The 18,818-nt window shown below is 68.8% G+C and carries 17 protein-coding genes; 11 read left to right on the top strand and 6 right to left on the bottom strand.

The annotated features are described in order from the left end of the window. The first annotated feature begins 229 nt into the window (after positions 1–229). Positions 230–1,078, top strand: a complete 849-nt coding sequence (locus tag OG866_RS00670; protein WP_329331287.1) for a sugar phosphate isomerase/epimerase family protein — start codon at positions 230–232, stop codon at positions 1,076–1,078. A gap of 81 nt (positions 1,079–1,159) precedes the next feature. On the opposite strand, the gene OG866_RS00665 is transcribed toward OG866_RS00670, so the two are convergent. Both OG866_RS00665 and OG866_RS00660 read right to left on the bottom strand, forming a co-directional pair. Further along, a complete protein-coding gene (locus tag OG866_RS00665; protein WP_329331286.1) occupies positions 1,160–1,933 on the bottom strand; it encodes a GntR family transcriptional regulator in 774 nt (257 codons plus the stop codon). 2 nt (positions 1,934–1,935) lie between these two features. Continuing rightward, positions 1,936–3,435 carry a CoA-acylating methylmalonate-semialdehyde dehydrogenase gene (locus tag OG866_RS00660; protein WP_329331285.1) on the bottom strand — a complete coding sequence of 500 codons (1,500 nt, stop codon included), beginning with the start codon at positions 3,433–3,435 and terminating at the stop codon, positions 1,936–1,938. A gap of 327 nt (positions 3,436–3,762) precedes the next feature. Between OG866_RS00660 and OG866_RS00655 the strand changes: the two genes are divergently transcribed. From OG866_RS00655 to OG866_RS00640, 4 genes are read left to right on the top strand one after another with little or no spacing between them, the layout of a single operon-like run. Further along, positions 3,763–4,782: a sugar ABC transporter substrate-binding protein gene (locus tag OG866_RS00655; protein ID WP_329331284.1), complete on the top strand. Its 1,020-nt coding sequence runs from the start codon at positions 3,763–3,765 to the stop codon at positions 4,780–4,782. After that, positions 4,782–5,861 carry an ABC transporter permease gene (locus tag OG866_RS00650; protein WP_329331283.1) on the top strand — a complete coding sequence of 360 codons (1,080 nt, stop codon included), beginning with the start codon at positions 4,782–4,784 and terminating at the stop codon, positions 5,859–5,861. The genes OG866_RS00655 and OG866_RS00650 overlap by 1 nt, the downstream gene beginning before the upstream one ends. 5 nt (positions 5,862–5,866) lie before the next feature. Next, positions 5,867–6,769, top strand: a complete 903-nt coding sequence (locus tag OG866_RS00645) for an ATP-binding cassette domain-containing protein (protein WP_329331282.1) — start codon at positions 5,867–5,869, stop codon at positions 6,767–6,769. A gap of 27 nt (positions 6,770–6,796) precedes the next feature. Further along, positions 6,797–7,819, top strand: a complete 1,023-nt coding sequence (locus OG866_RS00640) for a Gfo/Idh/MocA family protein (protein WP_329331281.1) — start codon at positions 6,797–6,799, stop codon at positions 7,817–7,819. 81 nt (positions 7,820–7,900) lie between these two features. On the opposite strand, the gene OG866_RS00635 is transcribed toward OG866_RS00640, so the two are convergent. Genes OG866_RS00635 through OG866_RS00620 form a run of 4 tightly spaced genes read right to left on the bottom strand, consistent with a single transcriptional unit; the run spans position 7,901 to position 11,371 of the window. Continuing rightward, complete coding sequence (locus tag OG866_RS00635; protein WP_329331280.1) at positions 7,901–8,920, bottom strand: Gfo/Idh/MocA family protein; 1,020 nt, start codon at positions 8,918–8,920, stop codon at positions 7,901–7,903. After that, a complete protein-coding gene (locus OG866_RS00630) occupies positions 8,917–9,921 on the bottom strand; it encodes a Gfo/Idh/MocA family protein (protein ID WP_329331279.1) in 1,005 nt (334 codons plus the stop codon). The genes OG866_RS00635 and OG866_RS00630 overlap by 4 nt, the downstream gene beginning before the upstream one ends. A gap of 23 nt (positions 9,922–9,944) precedes the next feature. Further along, a complete protein-coding gene (locus tag OG866_RS00625; protein ID WP_329331278.1) occupies positions 9,945–10,175 on the bottom strand; it encodes a hypothetical protein in 231 nt (76 codons plus the stop codon). A gap of 17 nt (positions 10,176–10,192) precedes the next feature. After that, complete coding sequence (locus OG866_RS00620) at positions 10,193–11,371, bottom strand: phytanoyl-CoA dioxygenase family protein (RefSeq protein WP_329331277.1); 1,179 nt, start codon at positions 11,369–11,371, stop codon at positions 10,193–10,195. A gap of 108 nt (positions 11,372–11,479) precedes the next feature. Here OG866_RS00620 and OG866_RS00615 point away from each other — a divergent pair, with 108 nt between their 5' ends. The 6 genes from OG866_RS00615 to OG866_RS00590 all read left to right on the top strand — a co-directional run bounded on the left by OG866_RS00615 (position 11,480) and on the right by OG866_RS00590 (position 18,816). Continuing rightward, the gene (locus OG866_RS00615) at positions 11,480–12,526 is read left to right on the top strand and encodes a LacI family DNA-binding transcriptional regulator (RefSeq protein WP_329331276.1); all 1,047 of its coding nucleotides are present in this window, start codon (positions 11,480–11,482) and stop codon (positions 12,524–12,526) included. Positions 12,527–13,496: 970 nt separating this feature from the next. Continuing rightward, positions 13,497–14,291 (top strand): ABC transporter ATP-binding protein, encoded by a 795-nt coding sequence (locus OG866_RS00610; protein ID WP_329331275.1) that lies wholly within the window; start codon positions 13,497–13,499, stop codon positions 14,289–14,291. 215 nt (positions 14,292–14,506) lie between these two features. Further along, positions 14,507–15,172 carry an SRPBCC family protein gene (locus tag OG866_RS00605; protein ID WP_329331274.1) on the top strand — a complete coding sequence of 222 codons (666 nt, stop codon included), beginning with the start codon at positions 14,507–14,509 and terminating at the stop codon, positions 15,170–15,172. Continuing rightward, on the top strand, positions 15,169–16,029 hold the full coding sequence (locus OG866_RS00600; protein ID WP_329331273.1) for an HpcH/HpaI aldolase family protein: 861 nt from the start codon (positions 15,169–15,171) through the stop codon (positions 16,027–16,029). Before OG866_RS00605 ends, OG866_RS00600 begins: the two co-directional genes overlap by 4 nt. A gap of 70 nt (positions 16,030–16,099) precedes the next feature. After that, the gene (locus tag OG866_RS00595; protein ID WP_329331272.1) at positions 16,100–17,167 is read left to right on the top strand and encodes an amidohydrolase family protein; all 1,068 of its coding nucleotides are present in this window, start codon (positions 16,100–16,102) and stop codon (positions 17,165–17,167) included. Then, entirely contained in the window at positions 17,164–18,816 is a 1,653-nt protein-coding gene (locus tag OG866_RS00590; RefSeq protein WP_329331271.1) for a thiamine pyrophosphate-binding protein, read from the top strand. The genes OG866_RS00595 and OG866_RS00590 overlap by 4 nt, the downstream gene beginning before the upstream one ends. Positions 18,817–18,818: the final 2 nt, after the last annotated feature.

The following is an 18,818-nucleotide window of genomic DNA, read 5'->3' as shown; positions in this document are numbered from 1 at the left end:
CGGCATACAAGCCATTTCCCCGGGGAGGGCGGGGCTGCTCACCGCACGGGTAGCCCCGCCCTCGGTAGATCCTTTGACGGAAAACCTCGGGATGATGTGTTTTTGATGGCTTCCCGGGGATTGACCGGCAGGTGTGTCGCGCCGATAAATTTCGTGGCGACTTGGCTCCGACTTGCAGAATTGAAATTACTCATTCCGAAGCCACAGGAATATCAAGGGCTGCAGAAAAATGACGACTGAGGATTTGCTGGCGACTTGCTGGACCACAGCAGGCGCCGCCACCCCCGGAAGCGACGACGAGCGCAGTCCGTTGAGCCTGCGGGAACGGGCGGAAGCCGCGGCCGCGGCCGGGTTCACGGGCTTCGGACTGCTGTACCCGGACCTGGTGGAGGCCGAGCGCACGTACGGGGTCGCGGGCATCCGGTCCATCTTCGAGGACAACGGGATCCGCCATGTCGAGCTGGAGTTCATCACGGACTGGTGGAACGGCGACTCCGCGCACACCGCATCGGGTGCCGCCCGGCGCTATGTCCTGACGGCCGCTGAGGCACTCGGCGCACGCCACATCAAGGTCGGCCCCGATGTCGAGGACCGGCCATGGAACCCCGATGTCTGGGCCAAGGAGTTCGCCGCGCTGGCGGCACAGGCCGACGGCGTGGGCGCCCGGCTCGGGGTCGAGTTCCTGCCCTGGTCCAACCTCAAGACCGTGTACGACGGTCTCCGGCTCGTGGAGTCGGCCGGGCACCCGGCGGGTGGCCTCATCATCGACGTCTGGCACACCGAGCGCGCCGGCACCGCCCCCGCCGAACTGGCGAAGGTACCCGGGTCCCGCATCGTGGGCGTGGAGCTCGACGACGCCGACGCCCAGGTCGTCGGCACCCTCTTCGAGGACACCGTCCGGCGCCGTCGCCTGTGCGGGGAGGGCTCCTTCGACCTGCCGGGCATCATCGCCGCGCTCCGTGCGGCCGGCTGGGCCGGCCCCTGGGGAGTGGAGATCCTCTCCGACGAGCACCGCGCGCTGCCGGTGCGGGAGGCCGCCGAAGTGGCGTACCGAAGCGCCGCGGCGCTTCTGGGGTAAAGCCGCAGGGGCGGTGGGGACGAGACCACGGTCGTCCCCACCACCCCTGCTTCCTGCATGCCTGCTTCCTGCACGAGGCCCCTATCTCCGCGTGAGCAGGTGGAACTCGAACGCGTACCGCTCGGCGTGGTACAGATGCGCGCCGTACTCCACGGCCTCCCCGCCGGCGTCGTACGCCGTCCGCCGCATGGTGAGCAGCGCGGCTCCCTCCGGCTCCCCGAGGTACCCGCCCTCCTCGGCGGTCGCCGCCTGGGCGCCGATCGCCTGGTGGGCGCTGTGCAGGGTGATGCCGGCCGCCCGCAGCAGCCGGTACAGCCCGGTGGCCTCCAGCAGCCTCGCGTCGAGGTCCGGCAGCAGGCCGGTCGGCAGGTGGTTGCGCAGGAGCGCCACCGGCACACCGTCGGCGTATCGGACTCGCTCCAGCCTGACGACGCTGTCGTCCTTCCTGACACCGAGGGCCTCGGCGACTTCGGCGGACGCGGGAACGACGTCGTTGCGCACCACCCGCGTACTCGGATTCCGGCTGACCTTCTCGAGATCGTCGTAGAGACTGCTGAGCTCCAGCTGGCGCTTGAACTTGTTGTGGACGACTTGCGTGCCGACCCCGCGGTGTCGTACCAGCAGCCCTTTGTCCACCAGTGTTCTGATGCCCTGCCGGACGGTCGGCCGGGACAGGCCGAGCCGTTCGGCGAGGTCGATCTCGTTGCCGAGCAGCGCTCCCGGGAGGAGCAGGCCATGCTCGATGGCCTGCTCCAGCTGTTGGGCGAACTGGTAGTACAGCGGTACCGGGCTCGCGCGGTCGATGGCGATGTCGAGCACCGCCGTACCGCTGACGGCTTTCCGGCGTGTGGGCATGGTCAGTGGTTGCGGGGGAAGCCCAGGTCCACGCCCGCCGGGGCGTCGGCCGGGTCGGGCCAGCGGGTCGTGACGACCTTGCCGCGGGTGTAGAAGTGGGTGCCGTCGTTGCCGTAGATGTGGTGGTCGCCGAAGAGGCTGTCCTTCCAGCCGCCGAAGCTGTGGTAGCCGACGGGGACCGGGATCGGGACGTTCACGCCGACCATGCCGGCCTCGACCTCCAGCTGGAAGCGGCGGGCGGCGCCACCGTCCCGGGTGAAGATCGCGGTGCCGTTGCCGAAGGGCGAGGCGTTGATCAGCGCGATGCCCTCGTCGTACGTGTCCACGCGCAGGACGGTCAGGACGGGGCCGAAGATCTCGTCCTGGTAGGCCTTCGCGGTGGTCGGCACCTTGTCGAGGAGCGAGATGCCGATCCAGTGGCCGTCCTCGAAGCCCTCGACCGTGTAGCCGGAGCCGTCCAGGACGACCTCGCAGCCCTCGGCCGCCGCACCCGTGACGTAGGACGCCACCTTGTCGCGGTGGACCTTGGTGATGAGCGGGCCCATCTCCGAGGTCGGGTCGTTGCCGGGGCCGATCTTGATCTTCTCGGCGCGCTCACGGATCTTGTCCACCAGCTCGTCGCCGATGGAGCCGACGGCGACGACGGCCGAGATGGCCATGCAGCGCTCGCCCGCGGAGCCGTAGGCCGCCGAGACGGCCGCGTCCGCCGCCGCGTCGAGGTCGGCGTCCGGGAGGACCAGCATGTGGTTCTTGGCGCCGCCGAGGGCCTGGACGCGCTTGCCGTTCGCCGAGGCCGTGGTGTGGATGTAGCGGGCGATCGGGGTCGAGCCGACGAAGGAGACGGCCTTGACGTCCGGGTGCTCCAGGAGGCGGTCGACGGCCACCTTGTCGCCGTGGACGACGTTGAAGACGCCGTCGGGCAGACCGGCCTCGGCCAGCAGCTCGGCGATCTTCAGGGAGGCCGACGGGTCCTTCTCGGACGGCTTCAGCACGAAGGTGTTGCCGGTCGCGATGGCGATCGGGAACATCCACATCGGGACCATCGCCGGGAAGTTGAACGGCGTGATGCCGGCGACGACACCGAGCGGCTGGCGGATCGAGGCGACGTCCACACGGCTGGCGACCTCGGTCGACAGCTCGCCCTTCAGCTGCACGGTGATCCCGCACGCCAGGTCGACGATCTCCAGGCCGCGCGCGACCTCGCCCAGCGCGTCGCTGTGCACCTTGCCGTGCTCGGCGGTGATCAGCTCGGCGATCGCGTCCCGGTTCGCCTCCAGCAGCGCCCGGAACTTGAACAGGATGGTCGTCCGCTTGGCCAGCGAGGACCGGCCCCAGGTGGCGAACGCGTCCTTGGCGGCCTGGACCGCCGCGTCCACCTCGTCGACCGAGGCGAACGGGACCTGCTTCTCCGGGTGACCCGTGGCGGGGTTGTGGACGACGCCGTAGCGCTCGGACGCACCCTCTCGGGGCTTGCCGTCGATCCAGTGGCGGAGGGGCTTCATCGTGTGCGGGTTTCCTTTCAGGGCCGGACTCGGACACGGGCGGGGCGACCTTCGATATTTCTTTCGCCAGTGCGTCAAAAGGCCGTCTATTCGAGGCCCCGGGCATCCCGTCATTTCAGGTGTAGAGGTCAGGCATAACCAGCGTCAAGTAATTGTTCTGACATCTTGCTCTGATGGATAAATGATGTCATTACAAGCGTTGACCCCGGGGTGGGGTGACGGTTCCATCTCCGTCATAGGCAACAGCCGTGTTCACGGCATGTGATCCGCAGCGCTCGCTCGGTCAGCCTTCTCCCCTCTCTCTGCCGCACAGTGAGGTGCCGAAAGATGGACCGCTCGTCCCACTCCCGTTCCCGCAGATATGTGCCTGTCGTCGCCGCGATGGCGGCGGCCACCCTGTTCGCCGCAGGATGCTCCAGCAGCTCGGGCGGCAAGAAGGCCGACGAGACGGGGAACGATGTCTCGGCCGGCAAGGCCACCACTCCCCGCATGACGGTCGCCCTGATCACGCACGCCGCACCGGGTGACACCTTCTGGGACATCGTCCGCAAGGGCGCAGAGGCCGCCGCCGCCAAGGACAACGTCAAGCTCGTCTACTCCTCCGACCCCAACGCCGGCAACCAGGCCAACCTGGTGCAGAACGCGATCGACCAGAAGGTCGACGGGATCGCGCTCACCCTGGCCAAGCCGGACGCCCTCAAGAGCGTCGTCGCCAAGGCCGGGCAGGCCGGCATACCCGTCGTCGGCTTCAACTCCGGTGTGAGCGACTGGACGAAGGTGGGCATGCTGGAGTTCTTCGGCCAGGACGAGGAGGTGGCCGGTGAGGCGTTCGGCAAGAAGCTCAACGAGGTCGGCGCCAAGCACACGGCCTGTGTCATCCAGGAGCAGGGCAACATCGGCCTCACCCAGCGGTGCGCCGGACTGAAGAAGACCTTCAGCGGCAAGACCGACATCCTCTACGTCAACGGCACCGACATGCCGTCCGTGAAGTCGACGATCACCGCCAAGCTCCAGCAGGACAGCTCCATCGACTTCGTGGCGACCCTCGCCGCGCCGATCGCCCTCACCGCCACGCAGGCGATCTCCGAGTCGGGCAGCAAGGCCAAGCTCGCCACGTTCGACCTGAACAAGGACGCGGTCGCCGCCATCAAGTCCGGCAAGATCCAGTGGGCCATCGACCAGCAGCCCTACCTTCAGGGCTACCTGTCCGTCGACTCCCTCTGGCTCTACAAGACGAACGGAAACTACAGCGGCGGCGGTTCGCAGGCCGTGCTGACCGGCCCGGCCATTGTCGACAAGACCAACATCGACAAGGTCGCCGCGTTTGCCGCGAAGGGCACTCGGTGATGACCATGACCCAGACCACGGCTCCGGCGACGGGCTCTCCGTCGCCGGCTCCGCCGGCCCTCGAGAAGGACGGCCGCACCTCCGAACGGTCGCTGGCCATACGCCTGTTGGCTCGCCCCGAAGTGGGTGTCTTCCTCGGCGCCGCGGCGGTCTACGTGTTCTTCCTGGTCGCCGCGCCGCCGGTGCGCGACGGCAGCTCGATGGCCAACATCCTCTACCAGTCGTCGACCATCGGGATCATGGCCCTGCCGGTCGCGCTGCTGATGATCGGCGGCGAGTTCGACCTGTCGGCCGGTGTCGCGGTGGTCACCTCGGCGCTGACCGCGAGCATGCTCAGCTACCAGCTCACCGTGAACGTGTGGGTCGGCGTGCTCGTCGCCCTGCTCGTGTCCTTGGGGATCGGGTTCTTCAACGGCTGGCTGGTCGTCAGGACCGGTCTGCCGAGCTTCCTGATCACCCTCGGCAGCTTCCTGATCCTCCAGGGCGTGAACCTGGCGGTGACGAAGCTGGTGACCGGCAACGTGGCCACCGACGACATCAGCGACATGGACGGCTTCAGCCAGGCGCAGAAGGTCTTCGCCTCCAGCTTCGACGTCGGCGGGGTCCAGGTGAAGATCACCGTCGTCTGGTGGCTGGTCTTCGCCGCCGTCGCCACCTGGGTGCTGCTGCGCACCAAGTACGGCAACTGGACCTTCGCTGTCGGCGGCAACAAGGACAGCGCCCGCGCGGTCGGTGTCCCGGTGACGTTCAGCAAGATCTCGCTGTTCATGCTGGTCGGCTTCGGTGCCTGGTTCATCGGCATGCACCAGCTGTTCTCCTTCAACACCGTGCAGTCCGGCGAGGGCGTGGGCCAGGAGCTGATCTACATCTCGGCCGCGGTCATCGGCGGCTGTCTGCTGACCGGCGGCGCCGGCTCGGCGATCGGCCCGGTCTTCGGAGCCTTCATGTTCGGCATGGTGCAGCAGGGCATCGTCTACGCCGGCTGGAACCCCGACTGGTTCAAGGCATTCCTCGGCGTCATGCTCCTCGGCGCCGTCCTCATCAATCTGTGGGTCCAGCGCACAGCGACCCGGAGGTGACCCCCATGACAAGCAACGTAACCGGCATCCACGGAGCCGTCCTCCAGGACACCGCCCCCGGGGGCGAGGCCCGGCCGATCGTCGAACTCCGCAACGCGGGCAAGGCGTACGGCAACATCCGTGCCCTGCACGGCGTCGACCTCAAGGTCCAGCCCAACCAGGTGACCTGCGTGCTGGGCGACAACGGCGCCGGCAAGTCGACGCTGATCAAAATCATCTCGGGACTGCACCAGCACACTGAGGGCGAGTTCCTCGTCGACGGTGGGCCCGTGCGCTTCGCCACCCCGCGCGACGCGCTCGACAAGGGCATCGCCACCGTCTACCAGGACCTGGCGACCGTCCCGCTGATGCCGGTGTGGCGCAACTTCTTCCTCGGCTCCGAGATGACCAAGGGCCCGTGGCCGCTGCGGCGCCTCGACATCGAGCGGATGAAGAAGACCGCCGACGAGGAACTGCGCAACATGGGCATCGTCCTGGACGACATGGAACAGCCCATCGGCACGCTCTCGGGCGGCCAGCGCCAGTGTGTGGCCATCGCCCGCGCCGTCTACTTCGGCGCCCGGGTACTGATCCTGGACGAGCCGACCGCAGCCCTCGGCGTCAAGCAGTCCGGCGTGGTGCTGAAGTACATCGCCGCCGCCCGCGACCGCGGTCTCGGCGTCATCTTCATCACCCACAACCCGCACCACGCCTACATGGTCGGCGACCACTTCAGCGTCCTGCGCCTCGGCACCATGGAACTGTCCGCCGCCCGCAGCGAGATCACCCTCGAAGAGCTGACCAACCACATGGCCGGCGGGGCCGAACTCGCGGCCCTCAAGCATGAGTTGGCTCAGGTCCGAGGAGTCGACGTCGAGGAACTCCCCGAAGAGGACGAGCTTCAGGTCGGCGCCCCTCAGTCCCATTGACCTCACCAACCCCGGAGGCACCAGAACATGCCATCTGAGCGAGCGCTCGGCGTTGCCGTCGTCGGCACCGGCAAGATGGGCGCCGACCATGTGCGCAGACTTCGCCACCGCATCAGCGGGGCCCGCGTGACGGCCGTCGTCGACATCGAGGCGGAGCGCGCCAAGACCCTCGCGGACGCGATCGAGGGCTGCGCGGCGTACACCGAACCCGCGGCGGCCATGGCGGCGCGGGACGTGGACGCCGTCCTCATCGCCTCCCCGGGGCCCGCCCACGAGGCGGCCCTGCTCGAAGCCCTCGACCGCGACCTGCCGGTGCTGTGCGAGAAACCGCTCACCCCCGACGCGGCCTCCGCGCTGCGCGTCCTTGCGGCAGAGCAGAAGCTCGGACACCGCCGCGTCCAAGTGGGCTTCATGCGGCGGTACGACGCCGAGTACATGAAGCTCAAGCGGCTTCTCAGCAAGGGGGAGTTGGGGCGGACGCTGATGCTGCACCACCGGCACCGCAATCCGGCCATGCCGGAGTGGTTCACCGAGGAGATGCTCATCAACGATTCCGTGGTGCACGAGATGGACGTGACCCGCTGGCTCCTCGACCAGGAGATCACCGCGGTCACCGTGCACAAACCGGCTTCGACCTCGAATGCCCCGGCCGGTATGAGTGACCCTCAGTTCGTGCTCTTCGAAACCGAGTCGGGTGCTCTCGTCGATGTCGAGATCTTCGGGCACTGCGGGTTCGGCTATCAGGTGCAGGCCGAGGCGGTCTGTGAACGTGGCATCGTTCGGATGGACGACGAGCACGGGCCGCGGCTGACCACCGCTGACGGCCGCTGGGGTGGCCGTGTCACACCGGACTACCTCGAACGCTTCGAGGACGCCTACGACCGCGAGGTCCAGGCCTGGGTGGACGCCACGCGGCGCGGCGAGACGACCGGGCCCAGCGTCTGGGACGGATACGCGGCCGCGGCCGTCTGCGAGGCGGGCGTGCTGTCCCAGCGAGAGGGCCGGCGTGTCGAGGTCGAGCTGATCGAGCGACCCGCCTTCTATCAGTAGACCCGCCCCTTATCAGCAGGCGGCACACAGCGGGAGAGGGCGGCACCGGACCGGTGCCGCCCTCTCCCGCTGTGCCGTTCGTCAGCCGGCGGCCGGAAGCACCGTACGCGGCCGGACCGGGAACCCGGCCGCGCGGTAGCAGTCGTCGATGAGCCGCATGGTGGTCAGCGCGTCGTCCGCGTCCAGCGCCAGTGGCGCGCCATCCCGCAGGTGGGCCGCGAAGGCCTCCAGCTGGAAGGTGTACGACGACCGGCGGCCGAGTTCCTCGGTGCGCTCGCCGGCGGCCGTGCGAACGACCACCCGGTCGTCGAGGTGCGGCTGCACGAAGTTCATCGCCGTGGCCTCACCACGGGTGCCCACGACGCGGCAGCTCATCTGCCACTTGCCGTACGCCATATGGCAGTTGGCGGTCCCGGTGATTCCGCTCGGGAACTCAAGGTCGGCGTACAGCCACTCGTCGACGCCCGTGGCCCCGGCTTTCTCTCCGCCGCGCGCGGCGACGAGCCGGGGAGCGCCGCCGGCCCAGGGTGCGAGCGTGCGCAGCGCGTGCAGGCTGTAGCACCCGAGGTCCATCAGCGCGCCGCCGGCCAGCGGAAGCGACCACCGTACGTCGCTGTCCGGCGGTGCGGGCATGGCGACCATGGCCTCGACGTGCCGGAGTTCGCCCAGCTCCCCGCTGTCGAGCAGCTCATGCAGGCGCCGGGTGACCGGGTGGAACAGGTAGTGGAAGCCCTCCATGAACACGGTGCCCGCCTTGGCGACGGCCTCGTGGACCTCGATCGCCTCTTCGGCGTTGCTCGCGGACGGCTTCTCGGTGAGCACATGCTTGCCGGCCCGCAGCGCCGCCAGGTTCCACGGCCCGTGCAGGCTGTTGGCCAGCGGGTTGTAGACGACGTCGATCTCGGGGTCGGCGATCAGGTCGGCGTAGGAGTCGGCGACGCGTTCGACGCCGTGGGCGGCGGCGAAGGCCTCCGCCCGGCCGCGGTCGCGGGCGGCCACCGCGACGAGACGGTGGCCGCCCGCACGGGCGGGTCCGACGATCGAGAGTTCGGCGATCCGGGCGGCGCCGAGGACGCCGATCCGCAGCGGTTCGTTCGTCATGCCTTGCGCACCTCGTCGAGTCGTACGGGCCGGTGTTCGTGGAGCGAGAGGGTGCACGCCTCGGCGATCCAGCTCGCCTCGATGGCGTCGGCCACCGTGCAGGGAGAGGGCCGGGTGCCGGCGACGACCTCGGTGAAGGCGGTGAGTTCGGCGCGGTAGGCGGCGGTGAAGCGGTCCATGAAGAAGTGGTGCGGCGTGCCGGCCGGGAAGCCGGCACCCGGCTCCACGGAGCGCAGCGGCAGCTTGTCCTCCAGCCCGACCGCGATGCTGTCCTTCATGCCGTGCAGCTCCAGGCGTACGTCGTAACCGCGGGTGTTGTGCCGGGAGTTGGAGATGACAGCGATGGCGCCGTCGTCGAGGGTGAGCAGCGCGGAAGCGGTGTCGACATCGCCCGCCTCCCGGATGTGGTCCGCGCCCCGGTTGCCGCCGGTCGCGTAGACCTCGACCACCTCCCGGCCGGTGACCCAGCGCACGATGTCGAAGTCGTGCACGCTGCAGTCCCGGAAGATGCCGCCTGAGACGGCCACGTAGGCGGGCGGCGGCGGGGCGGGGTCGAGGGTGGTGGACCGTATGGTGTGGAGGTCGCCGAGCTCACCGCTGACCACGGCCTGCCGCGCGGCCACGCATCCCGCGTCGAAGCGCCTGTTGTAGCCGATGTGCACCTCGACGTCGCTGGCCTCCACCGCGCGCAGCACCTCCAGACTCGCCTCGACGCCACGGGCCACGGGCTTCTCGCAGAAGACCGGGACGCCCGCCTGCACGGCGGCGAGGATGAGCGCGGGGTGTGCGTCGGTCGCGGCGGCGATGACGACGCCGTCCACGCCGGCTGCGAACACGGCTTCGGGGGATTCCGCCGCGGTGGCCCCGAATCTCTCGACGGCCGAGGCGACGGCCGCGGCCACCGGGTCGGTGACGACCAGGGAGTCCACCGCGTCCAGCCCGGCCAGGGTCTCCGCATGGAATGCGCCGATCCGGCCGAGTCCCATGATGCCTATGCGCATGCGTCTCTTCTCTTTCCTCTGTCTCAACTGAGCGGCTCGGTTCCGCAGCCGAAGGTGCTCTGATCCCAGCGGGTGACGACACCGGTGTTGTGGGGGAGCGCCGGGTCGAACGAACCAGCGTTCGCCACGGGGGACGCGGCCAGATTGATCGCCAGGTGCTGGTCGAACAGCTCCGCCTCACGATGCGCGCCGGTGTCCGCGGCCCCCTGATGCCCGCGGTCGACGATGACCACTTTGTCTCCGACCGGCCTCATGTACGTTCTGCCTCCTGTCAGTTCCGGCGGCGCGTGGCTGCCGCCCGCAGTTCTTTGCGCAGCCGCTCGGGGGCCCACTCCTCGGTCACGGCCTGCCAGAGGGTGTCGGCCTGGGAGGGCGGAGCCATCCCGTCGACCGGCGGGTCGAGGTCCAGGTCGGTGGGGAACGGGTAGCCCTCGGCTGTGGCGGCGACCACACGGCGCAGCCAGTCGTCCGAAGCGCCTTCGGTCTTGCGGCGCAGCAGTACCGGGAACAGGGCGTTCGCCATTGCCTCGCGGTCGACGGTCTCCATCGCGCGGCCGAACGCGGAGGAGATCTGGAGCAGGTTGGCCATGCGACGGATGCCGGTGGACCGGTTGTGTCCGGCGGCGTGGAAGAGCGCGGGGTTGAAGAAGACGGCGTCGCCCTTGTTCAGGGGGAGCTGGACGTGGTGGCTGTCGAAGTACTCGACGAACCGCGGCAGCCGCCAGGCGAGGAAGCCCGGCTCGTACTTCTGCGAGTGCGGCAGGTAGAGGGTCGGTCCGGACTCGACGGGCATGTCGCAGTGGGCCACCGCGCCTTGCAGCGTCAGCACGGGGGAGAGGCGGTGCACATGCGCCGGGTAGGCGGCGGCGCGCTCCTGGGAGAGGAAACCGAGGTGGTAGTCGCGGTGCACGCTCTGCGCCGCGCCGCCCGGGTTGACCACGTTGACCTGTGAGGTGACCTGATAGGCGGGGCCCAGCCAGGCCTCGCAGACCAGTTTCAGGACGTCGTTGGCGTAATAGTCGGCGAACACCTCGGGCGTCCGTACGGCCACCTTGTCCAGGGCATTCCAGACACGGTCGTTCGCGCCGGGCTCGGCGAAGTGGTCGCCGCGGGCCCTGCCGCTCGCGCGCTCCTCCTCGATCAGCGCGTGGAAGGCGTCGGACGCGCCGTCCACGACCGCCTCGTTGGGGAAGGCGCCCTTGAGAACCACGACGCCGGGCCCGTCGAGCAGTGCACGAATCAGTTCCGCCTGTACGCGCCGACAGCCTTCGACGGTGTCCGCCAGGGCCCGGAGCCTGTCGCTCTCGTAGAGCAACACGTTCTGCTGTACGCCCGAGGCCGACGGGTAGGCCCCGAGGTCGGTCTTCTGCTCGACGAGTGAGCGGAGCGCGCCGAGATCACAGTCGGCCTCGGTGAGCCATGTCCGCTTCGCTGTCGCTGGGGAGGACATCCAGGTCCTTTCGCAGTGCCTGCTTTTCTGCCAGTCTTGAGAACCCGCATCCATCAAGCAATCCTCAGAAGTGAATCAAAAATCCATCATCATCCTTTGGGGCCAGCCATGCGTCACCCCTATCCGATCAGGGAAATCGCCCGTCAGGCAGGGCTGAGCACCGCCACGGTCGACCGCGTGCTCAACCGCCGCGGCAATGTGCGGGAGAGCACCATTCGTGAGGTGTACGAAGCCATCAAGGACCTGGACCGGCAGCAGACCCAGGTTCGGATCGCTGGCCGTACCTTCATGATCGACATCGTCATGCAGACGCCGGAGCGGTTCTCCACCGCTGTACGCGAGGCGCTGGAGGCCGAACTTCCCTCGCTGCATCCCGCCGTCGTGCGCTCACGCTTCCACTTCCGCGAGACCTGTCCGTCGGCGGAGCTGGTCGGCACCCTCGACAAGATCGCCAAGCGCGGTTCGCAAGGCGTGATCCTCAAGGCCCCCGACCTGCCGGAGATCGCCGCCGCCGTCGGGCGACTGGTCGCCGCCGGTATCCCCGTCGTCACTCTGGTGACCGACCTGCCGCACAGTCCGCGCCTGGCGTACATCGGCATCGACAACCGCGCGGCGGGCGCCACCGCCGCCTACCTCCTCCAGCAGTGGCTCGGCAACCGGCCGGGCAACGTGCTCGCCACGATCAGCCGCGGTTCGTTCAGGGGTGAGGAGGAGCGCGAGATGGGCTTCCGCAGCGCCATGCGCGTCGCCGACCCCGGACGAGCCTTGGTCGAGGTCACCGACAGCGACGGCCTGGACGCCACCCAGCGCGCCCTGGTTCATGAGGCGCTCAAGAAGGACGAGGACATCGTCGCGGTCTACTCCATGGGCGGCGGCAACCTCGCCACACTCGACGCGTTCGACGACCTCGGCCGGTCGTGTGCGGTCTTCGTCGCACACGACCTCGACCACGACAACACGCGGCTCCTGCGGGAGCGCCGCCTCTCGGCCGTCCTCCACCACGATCTGCGCCAGGACGTACGCCGCGCCTGCCAGACCGTCATGCGGGCTCACGGGGCCCTGCCGGACGACGGCCCGACCCTCCCCTCGGCGATCCAGGTGGTCACTCCGTTCAACCTGCCGCCCGACGTTTCTTCGGTGCCGTTCGCGGGGTGAAGTAGCGATGTTGTCCCGTTCTCGGGCCGAGTTCACCGCGGGTACGCGGCCTCCTGCACACCCCGTTCCCCCGGCCCGGAGCGTGTCCTCGGACCGCGCCTGGACCACCCGCGGTTGGCCTCAGTTGCGAGGCCCTGGTCGAAGCCGACCACCATGGTGCAGGCCGTCTTCACGGAGTGCGGCCTGCGCCTCGTGCTGAGCGGAGCGCGGCCCCGTTCACTCCCGCCTGCGCGCGCTGCTGCTGGTACCGGTCTTTGGCAACGCCCACGCGGCGGTGCAGCCGAAGCTGAACCGGATGCCGCGACGCCCCGGTTGCGGTGGATCGACGACGCCTACGGGTCGGCATTCGTCGACCTGATGCCGGTCTCCGGCAGCAGTGTGCGCCGGTACGCGGCTGGGGATCTCTGGCGTCGTGCTCCGATCGCGCTTCGTCGCTCGCCGTGGACAACCAGCAGGCAGTCAGCGGTCAACCGTCAGCCGGCATCCGTGCAGACGAGCGACTGCTTCCCGGTGCCCCAGCGCGGTCGCCTGCGATCACGAGTCACTGGCCGTGGTGCGCGGGCTCGCCACTGCCCGGGCCTCCCTGTGTGCCAACTGCCGTTCCGCGCCATCCCATTGACGGCTTCGGGCATGTGACGCCAGAAGTCTTTGTCCGACAATTATTCCTCTAGGGTGGCCGCGTTCCTGTGAGTGTGACGTTTTCCCTGCGCAGTTCTTGTGCCTCCCCTGGGGCGGTGTTACGTTCCCTTCGAAGGTTGTCAGACAATCCTGGCGGCGAATGGTGTCGTCAGAGGTTGAATCAGTGAGAGAGCCGAACCCGGCCACGAAGCCTCTTCACGTGTGCCGGACGCACCATCGCCACGCAGTTGAGCCTGTTCACCGCACTGCCACTCACGATCACCGCCACAGACGCGAGCGCACGGCCTCCGCCTCTCTTCGTCAAAGAGAAGGGGCGGCCGAGGAGACAGACATGTCGACCACACAGCGCACCACCCACCCGGAGGCACTCCGCCTCGACAACGTCACCCTGCAGTTCCCCGGCACGCACCGACCGGCCGTCGAGGACGTGTCGCTGAAAGTCGATCGCGGCAAGGTCGTCGCCGTGATCGGCCCCAGCGGCTGCGGGAAGAGCACGATCCTCAACCTGGCCGCAGGACTGCTCACCCCCACCCAGGGGCAGGTCCACTACGCCGGCGAACCGGTCACGACCGTCAACTCCGACGCGGCGTACGTGACTCAGCAGTCCCATCTGCTGCCCTGGCTGAGTGTCCGGGCCAACATCGGTCTGGCGCTCAAGTTCCGCAAGGTACCCAAGGAGGAGCGCGAGGAGCGCATAGCCCACTGGATCAGTCTCGTCGGCCTGACAGGCTTCGAGAAGCACTTCCCGCGGGAGTTGTCCGGCGGCATGCAGAAGCGCTGCGCGATCGCGCGGGCGCTGATCTACAACCCGTCCATCGTGCTGATGGACGAGCCGTTCGGGCCGCTCGACGCCATCACCCGCCTCAACCTCCAGCAGGAACTGCTCAATATCTGGCAGGAGCAGAACGGGACGCTCGTCTTCGTCACGCACGACCTCAACGAGGCGCTGTACCTGGCCGACGAGGTCATCGTCATGTCGCGGGGGCCGGGCACGATCCGCCGTGTCATCCAGGTGCCCTTCGAGCGTCCTCGAAGCATCGGTTCCCTCGTCGAGACGCCCGAGTTCGCGGAGCTCTACAACGACCTGTGGAGCCTGTTCGCCTCCGAGCAACAGGAAGCCGCCTGACGCGGCCGAACCACCGCTTTCAGAGCCCGTCGCGTGAGCGGGCTCCCGGGTCCCGGCCGGGTGCATTCCCCGCGCCCCAGCCATGCCCGGTGCATTCCTGCGCGCCCGGCCGTGCCCGGTGCCTTCCCCCCCCCGCGCCCCGTCCCATACGCAGCGTGCGCTGCCGCGTTCCTTTCGCATGCCGTCACGCCTGCTGCCGAGTGAGGTTCACAGCATTGCTATCGATCACGGAAGAGATCGCCGTACCCCATCCGCCTCAACGCGTCTGGGAAGTCGTCTCCAGCCCCCAGGACGTCGTGTCCTGCATCGGGGGTGCCGAACTCGGTCCGTCGCACGACGACGGTTCCTTCGACGGAACCCTGGTCGTCAGATTCGGCGGCATCCGCGTCAAGTTCGGCGCCCGGGTCTCGCTGGATCTCGACGAGCCCGGACATGAGGGCCGCCTCTCCGCCCGGGGCAAGGACGGGCAGGGCGCCACCCGCTTCAGCGCCCATGCCACCTTCCGGGTCGTCGCGGGCGAAAACCCCGGCACCTCGGTGGTCGCGGTCGACGGTGAGGTCCAACTCAACGGCAAGCTGGCCAAGTTGATCGAGTCCGGCGCGGGCGCGGTGATCTCGCGGATGACCAAGGAGTTCTCCGAGCAGCTGATCCGGAAGTGCGCCCCGCCGGCCGAGCCGGTCACGCGGGCCGCCCCTGGCCCGCACGCGGCGCAGACCGCCGGCCAGGCCCCGGGGCCGGCTCCCGCCCGTCGGGCCGGTCTGCTCGCCCGGCTCCGTGCGTGGTGGTCCGGGCGGCGCTCCAGGCGTCAGCCGCAGCCGCCGATGCAGGCCGACTCCGCGAACACATCAGGTGAAGCACTCGGTCGAGGAGGCCGACGATGACAACGTCCAGGCTCAACAAGGTGATCGGCGCGCTGGACGCGGGACAGCATGTCTTCGCGACCTTCTCGGCGGCCGACCCGACGTCCGCGGTCGAGCTCACCACCACGGCGTACGACACGGTGGTGTTCGAGATGGAACACAAGCCCTGGGACATCAACGCCCTGCGGGACAGCTTCCAGTACCTGCTCAGCCGCCGTCAGATCTTCGGCGCCGACAGCCTCGCACCGGCCGTCACTCCGATGGTGCGCATCCCCGCCAACGGAGCCGAGAAGGCACAGTGGCACGCCAAACAGGCCCTGGATCTCGGCGCGTTCGGCATCATCTGGCCGCACATCTCCACGGTGGAGGAGGCCCGCAACGCGGTAGCCGCCTGCCGCTACCCGCGCCTGCCCGACGCACCCCGCTACGAACCCGCCGGACTGCGCGGTGACGGCCCGCACGCGGCGACGCGCTACTGGGGCATCTCGAACATCGAGTACTACGCCAGCGCCGACGTCTGGCCGCTGGCCCCGGACGGGGAGATCCTCGTGGGCCTCATGATCGAGGACCAGCTCGGCATCGAGAACCTGCCCGACATCCTCGACCAGGTGCCGGGGATCGGTCTGATCCTCATCGGCGAGGGCGACATGAGTCAGGAACTCGGCTTTCCCCGCCAGTACGAACACCCGCGGGTGCTGGAGTGCAAGCGGCGGATCCTCGACATCTGCGGTGCGCGCGGCATCGCCGTCGGCCACCCGCATGTGACCGCCGACAACGTCAAACAGGTCCTCGACGACGGCTACCGGTTCCTGATGTCCGCCCCGGTGCGCACCTACCCCGGCCTGGACAAGGCCCGCGAGCTGACCGGCCGCAACTGACGACGCATTCCCGACGCGGACGTACACCGCGCGACGCGCGACGACCGCAACACGAACTCCGGAGCAACCCATGATCATCGACAGTCACGGCCACTTCACCACGGCGCCCCCGGCGCTGGGGGAGTGGCGACAGAAGCAGATCCGGGCCTACGAGGACTCGGGCGCACGGGTCTCGCCCGCCGAACTGAGCATCACCGACGACGAGATACGCACCGCCATCGAGCAGGGCCAGCTGAAGCTGCAGACCGAGCGCGGCACCGATCTGACGCTCTTCTCGCCGGGCGCGGGCAAGATGGCCCACCACTACGGTGACGAGCGCACCAGCCTCGACTGGTCCCAGGTCAGCAACGACCTGATCGCCCGGGTGTGCCGCCTGTTCCCCGAGCGGTTCGTCGGCGTGTGCCAGCTTCCGCAGTCGCCGGGTGACGCGCTGGCCGCCTCCGTACGCAACTCGGTCGTCGAACTGGAGCGCTGTGTAGAGGAGTTGGGGTTCGTCGGCTGTCTCCTCAACCCGGACCCGTCGGACGGGTACTACCAGGCCCCGCCACTGACGGACCGCGTCTACTACCCGCTGTACGAGAAGATGGTCGAGCTCGACGTGCCGGCCATGGTGCACGTCGCGATGTCGCGGAACCCCGCGCTGCAGGGCACCTGCGCCCACTACCTGGCCGGTGACACAGCGGCGTTCATGCAGCTGTGCGAGTCCGAGCTGTTCCAGGACTTCCCCACGCTGAAGCTGATCCTGCCGCACGGCGGCGGCGCCGTCCCGTACCACTGGGGCCGCTACCGGGGCATGATGCAGGATCGCGGCCGGCCGCCGCTGGAGGAGTCGGTCCTCGGCAACGTCTACTTCGACACCTGCGTGTACCACCAGCGCGGCATGGAACTGCTCCTGGACGTCATCCCCGTCCGCAACGTCCTGTTCGCCTCGGAGATGATCGGCGCCGTCCGCAGCGTGGACCCGCAGACGGGCCGCCGGTTCGACGACACCAAGTACACCCTCGACTCCATCGACATGGCCGATGCGGACCGGCAGGCGGTCTACGGAGGCAACGCGCTGCGGGTCTTCTCCCGGCTCGACGGCGTCCTGAAAGCGCGCGCGACGGCCGCGGCGAACGTGAAGGAGTCCGGCAAGTGAAGGTCTACGAAGCCCTGGCCGAGGCGTTCGTCAAGGAAGGCACCAGCGATGTCTTCGGCATGATGGGCGACGCCAACATGCACTGGATGGCCGCGCTCGCCGACCGCGGGGTCCGGCTGTACGAGGTCCGGCACGAAGGCTCCGGCCTCGGCATGGCCGACGGCTGGGCCCGCGGCGCGGGACAGCCCGGTGTCGTCACCACGACCAGCGGCCCCGGCGTCTCGCAGCTGGCCACGTCCATGATCGTGGCGAGCCGGGCGCGGACTCCGCTCGTCGCCTTCTGCGGGGAGACCGCCCTGGGGGACGAAGGCGCGACCCAGTACCTCGACCAGCGCCGCTTCGCCGCAGCGATCGAGTGCGAGTTCATCCGGGTGACCCGTCCCGAAAACGCGCAGGAGGCGGTGCGGCGGGCCTTCTACCTCGCGCGGACCGAGTCCAGGCCGGTCATGATCAGCGCGCCGTTCGACGTCCAGATCACCGAACTCGACGACTACGACGAGGACTTCGCACCGTCAACCGCCCTGATCGAGAAGACCCGGCTGCTGCCCGACCCGGCCAGGCTGGAGGCCGCCTGCGACCTGATCCAGGACGCCAAACGTGTGGTGATCATCGCCGGCCGGGGCGCGCGCGGAGCCGACGCGGGCGAGGAGATCCTCGCGCTGCAGGAACGGACCGGCGCGCTCCTCGCCACCACGCTCCAGGCGAAGAACTGGCTGTGCGACCGCACCGACTTCCACGTCGGTCTGTCAGGTCTCTTCGGCGACAAGCTGTCGATGGAGCTGCTCCAGGAGGCCGACTGCGTCATCGCGGTGGGCGCCAGCCTGAACCACTACACGATCGAGAGCGGCTACCTCTATCCGGAAGCCAACTACATCCAGATCGACACTGCCCCGCACCTGGTGATGGGCAACGGCAAGGTGGCCGACTGCTACCTCCAGGCCGACGCCGTCACCGCACTCGCCGAGCTGACCCGCGCCCTGCAGGACCGCTCCGTCCGGCTCGAGGGCTTCCACACCGACCAGGTGAAGGAGCATCTGAGCGCGCGGGTGCAGCAGCCGGAGTACGTGCGGGAGCCCGGCCGGCTCGACCCGCGCGAAGCGATCTGGATCCTCGACCACGAACTCCCCGGCGACATGGGCCTGGTCCTCGGCAGCGGACACCAGACCGACTTCGGCACCATGCTCTTCCAGCGCTCACGGGACGTGCTCTCCAACTACGGCATGTTCGGCGCCATCGGGCAGGCCCCGCTGATCGCCCTCGGCCAGATGATCGCGCGGGGCAACAAACCCGGGTTCGTGGTGGAGGGCGACGCGAGTTTCCTGATGCACCTCTCCGAGTTCGAGACGGCGTGCCGCTACGACGTCCCGCTTCTGGTCGTCGTGATGAACGACCAGGGCCTTGGCGCCGAGTACCACAAGGCGAAGGCCAAGGGCCTCGACCCGGACCTGGCCACCATTTCCACACCCGAACTCGGCGCCGTCGCACAGGCGTTGGGCGGTGGTGGTGCCACGGTCCGCACGGCGCAGGAGCTGCGCGACGCACTGGCGCGGTACGTCCGCGAGCCCCGGCCCACGGTCATCGACGTCCGCATCACCCGCGAGGTGCTCAGCACGCCGTACCGCCGCATCCAGTACGGCGAGGACGTGTGAGC

Source organism: Streptomyces sp. NBC_00663, from assembly GCF_036226885.1.
Classification (GTDB): Bacteria; Actinomycetota; Actinomycetes; order Streptomycetales; family Streptomycetaceae; genus Streptomyces.
Note: the sequence above shows the minus strand (reverse complement) of the source record. Positions and strands in the feature narration are given on the sequence as shown.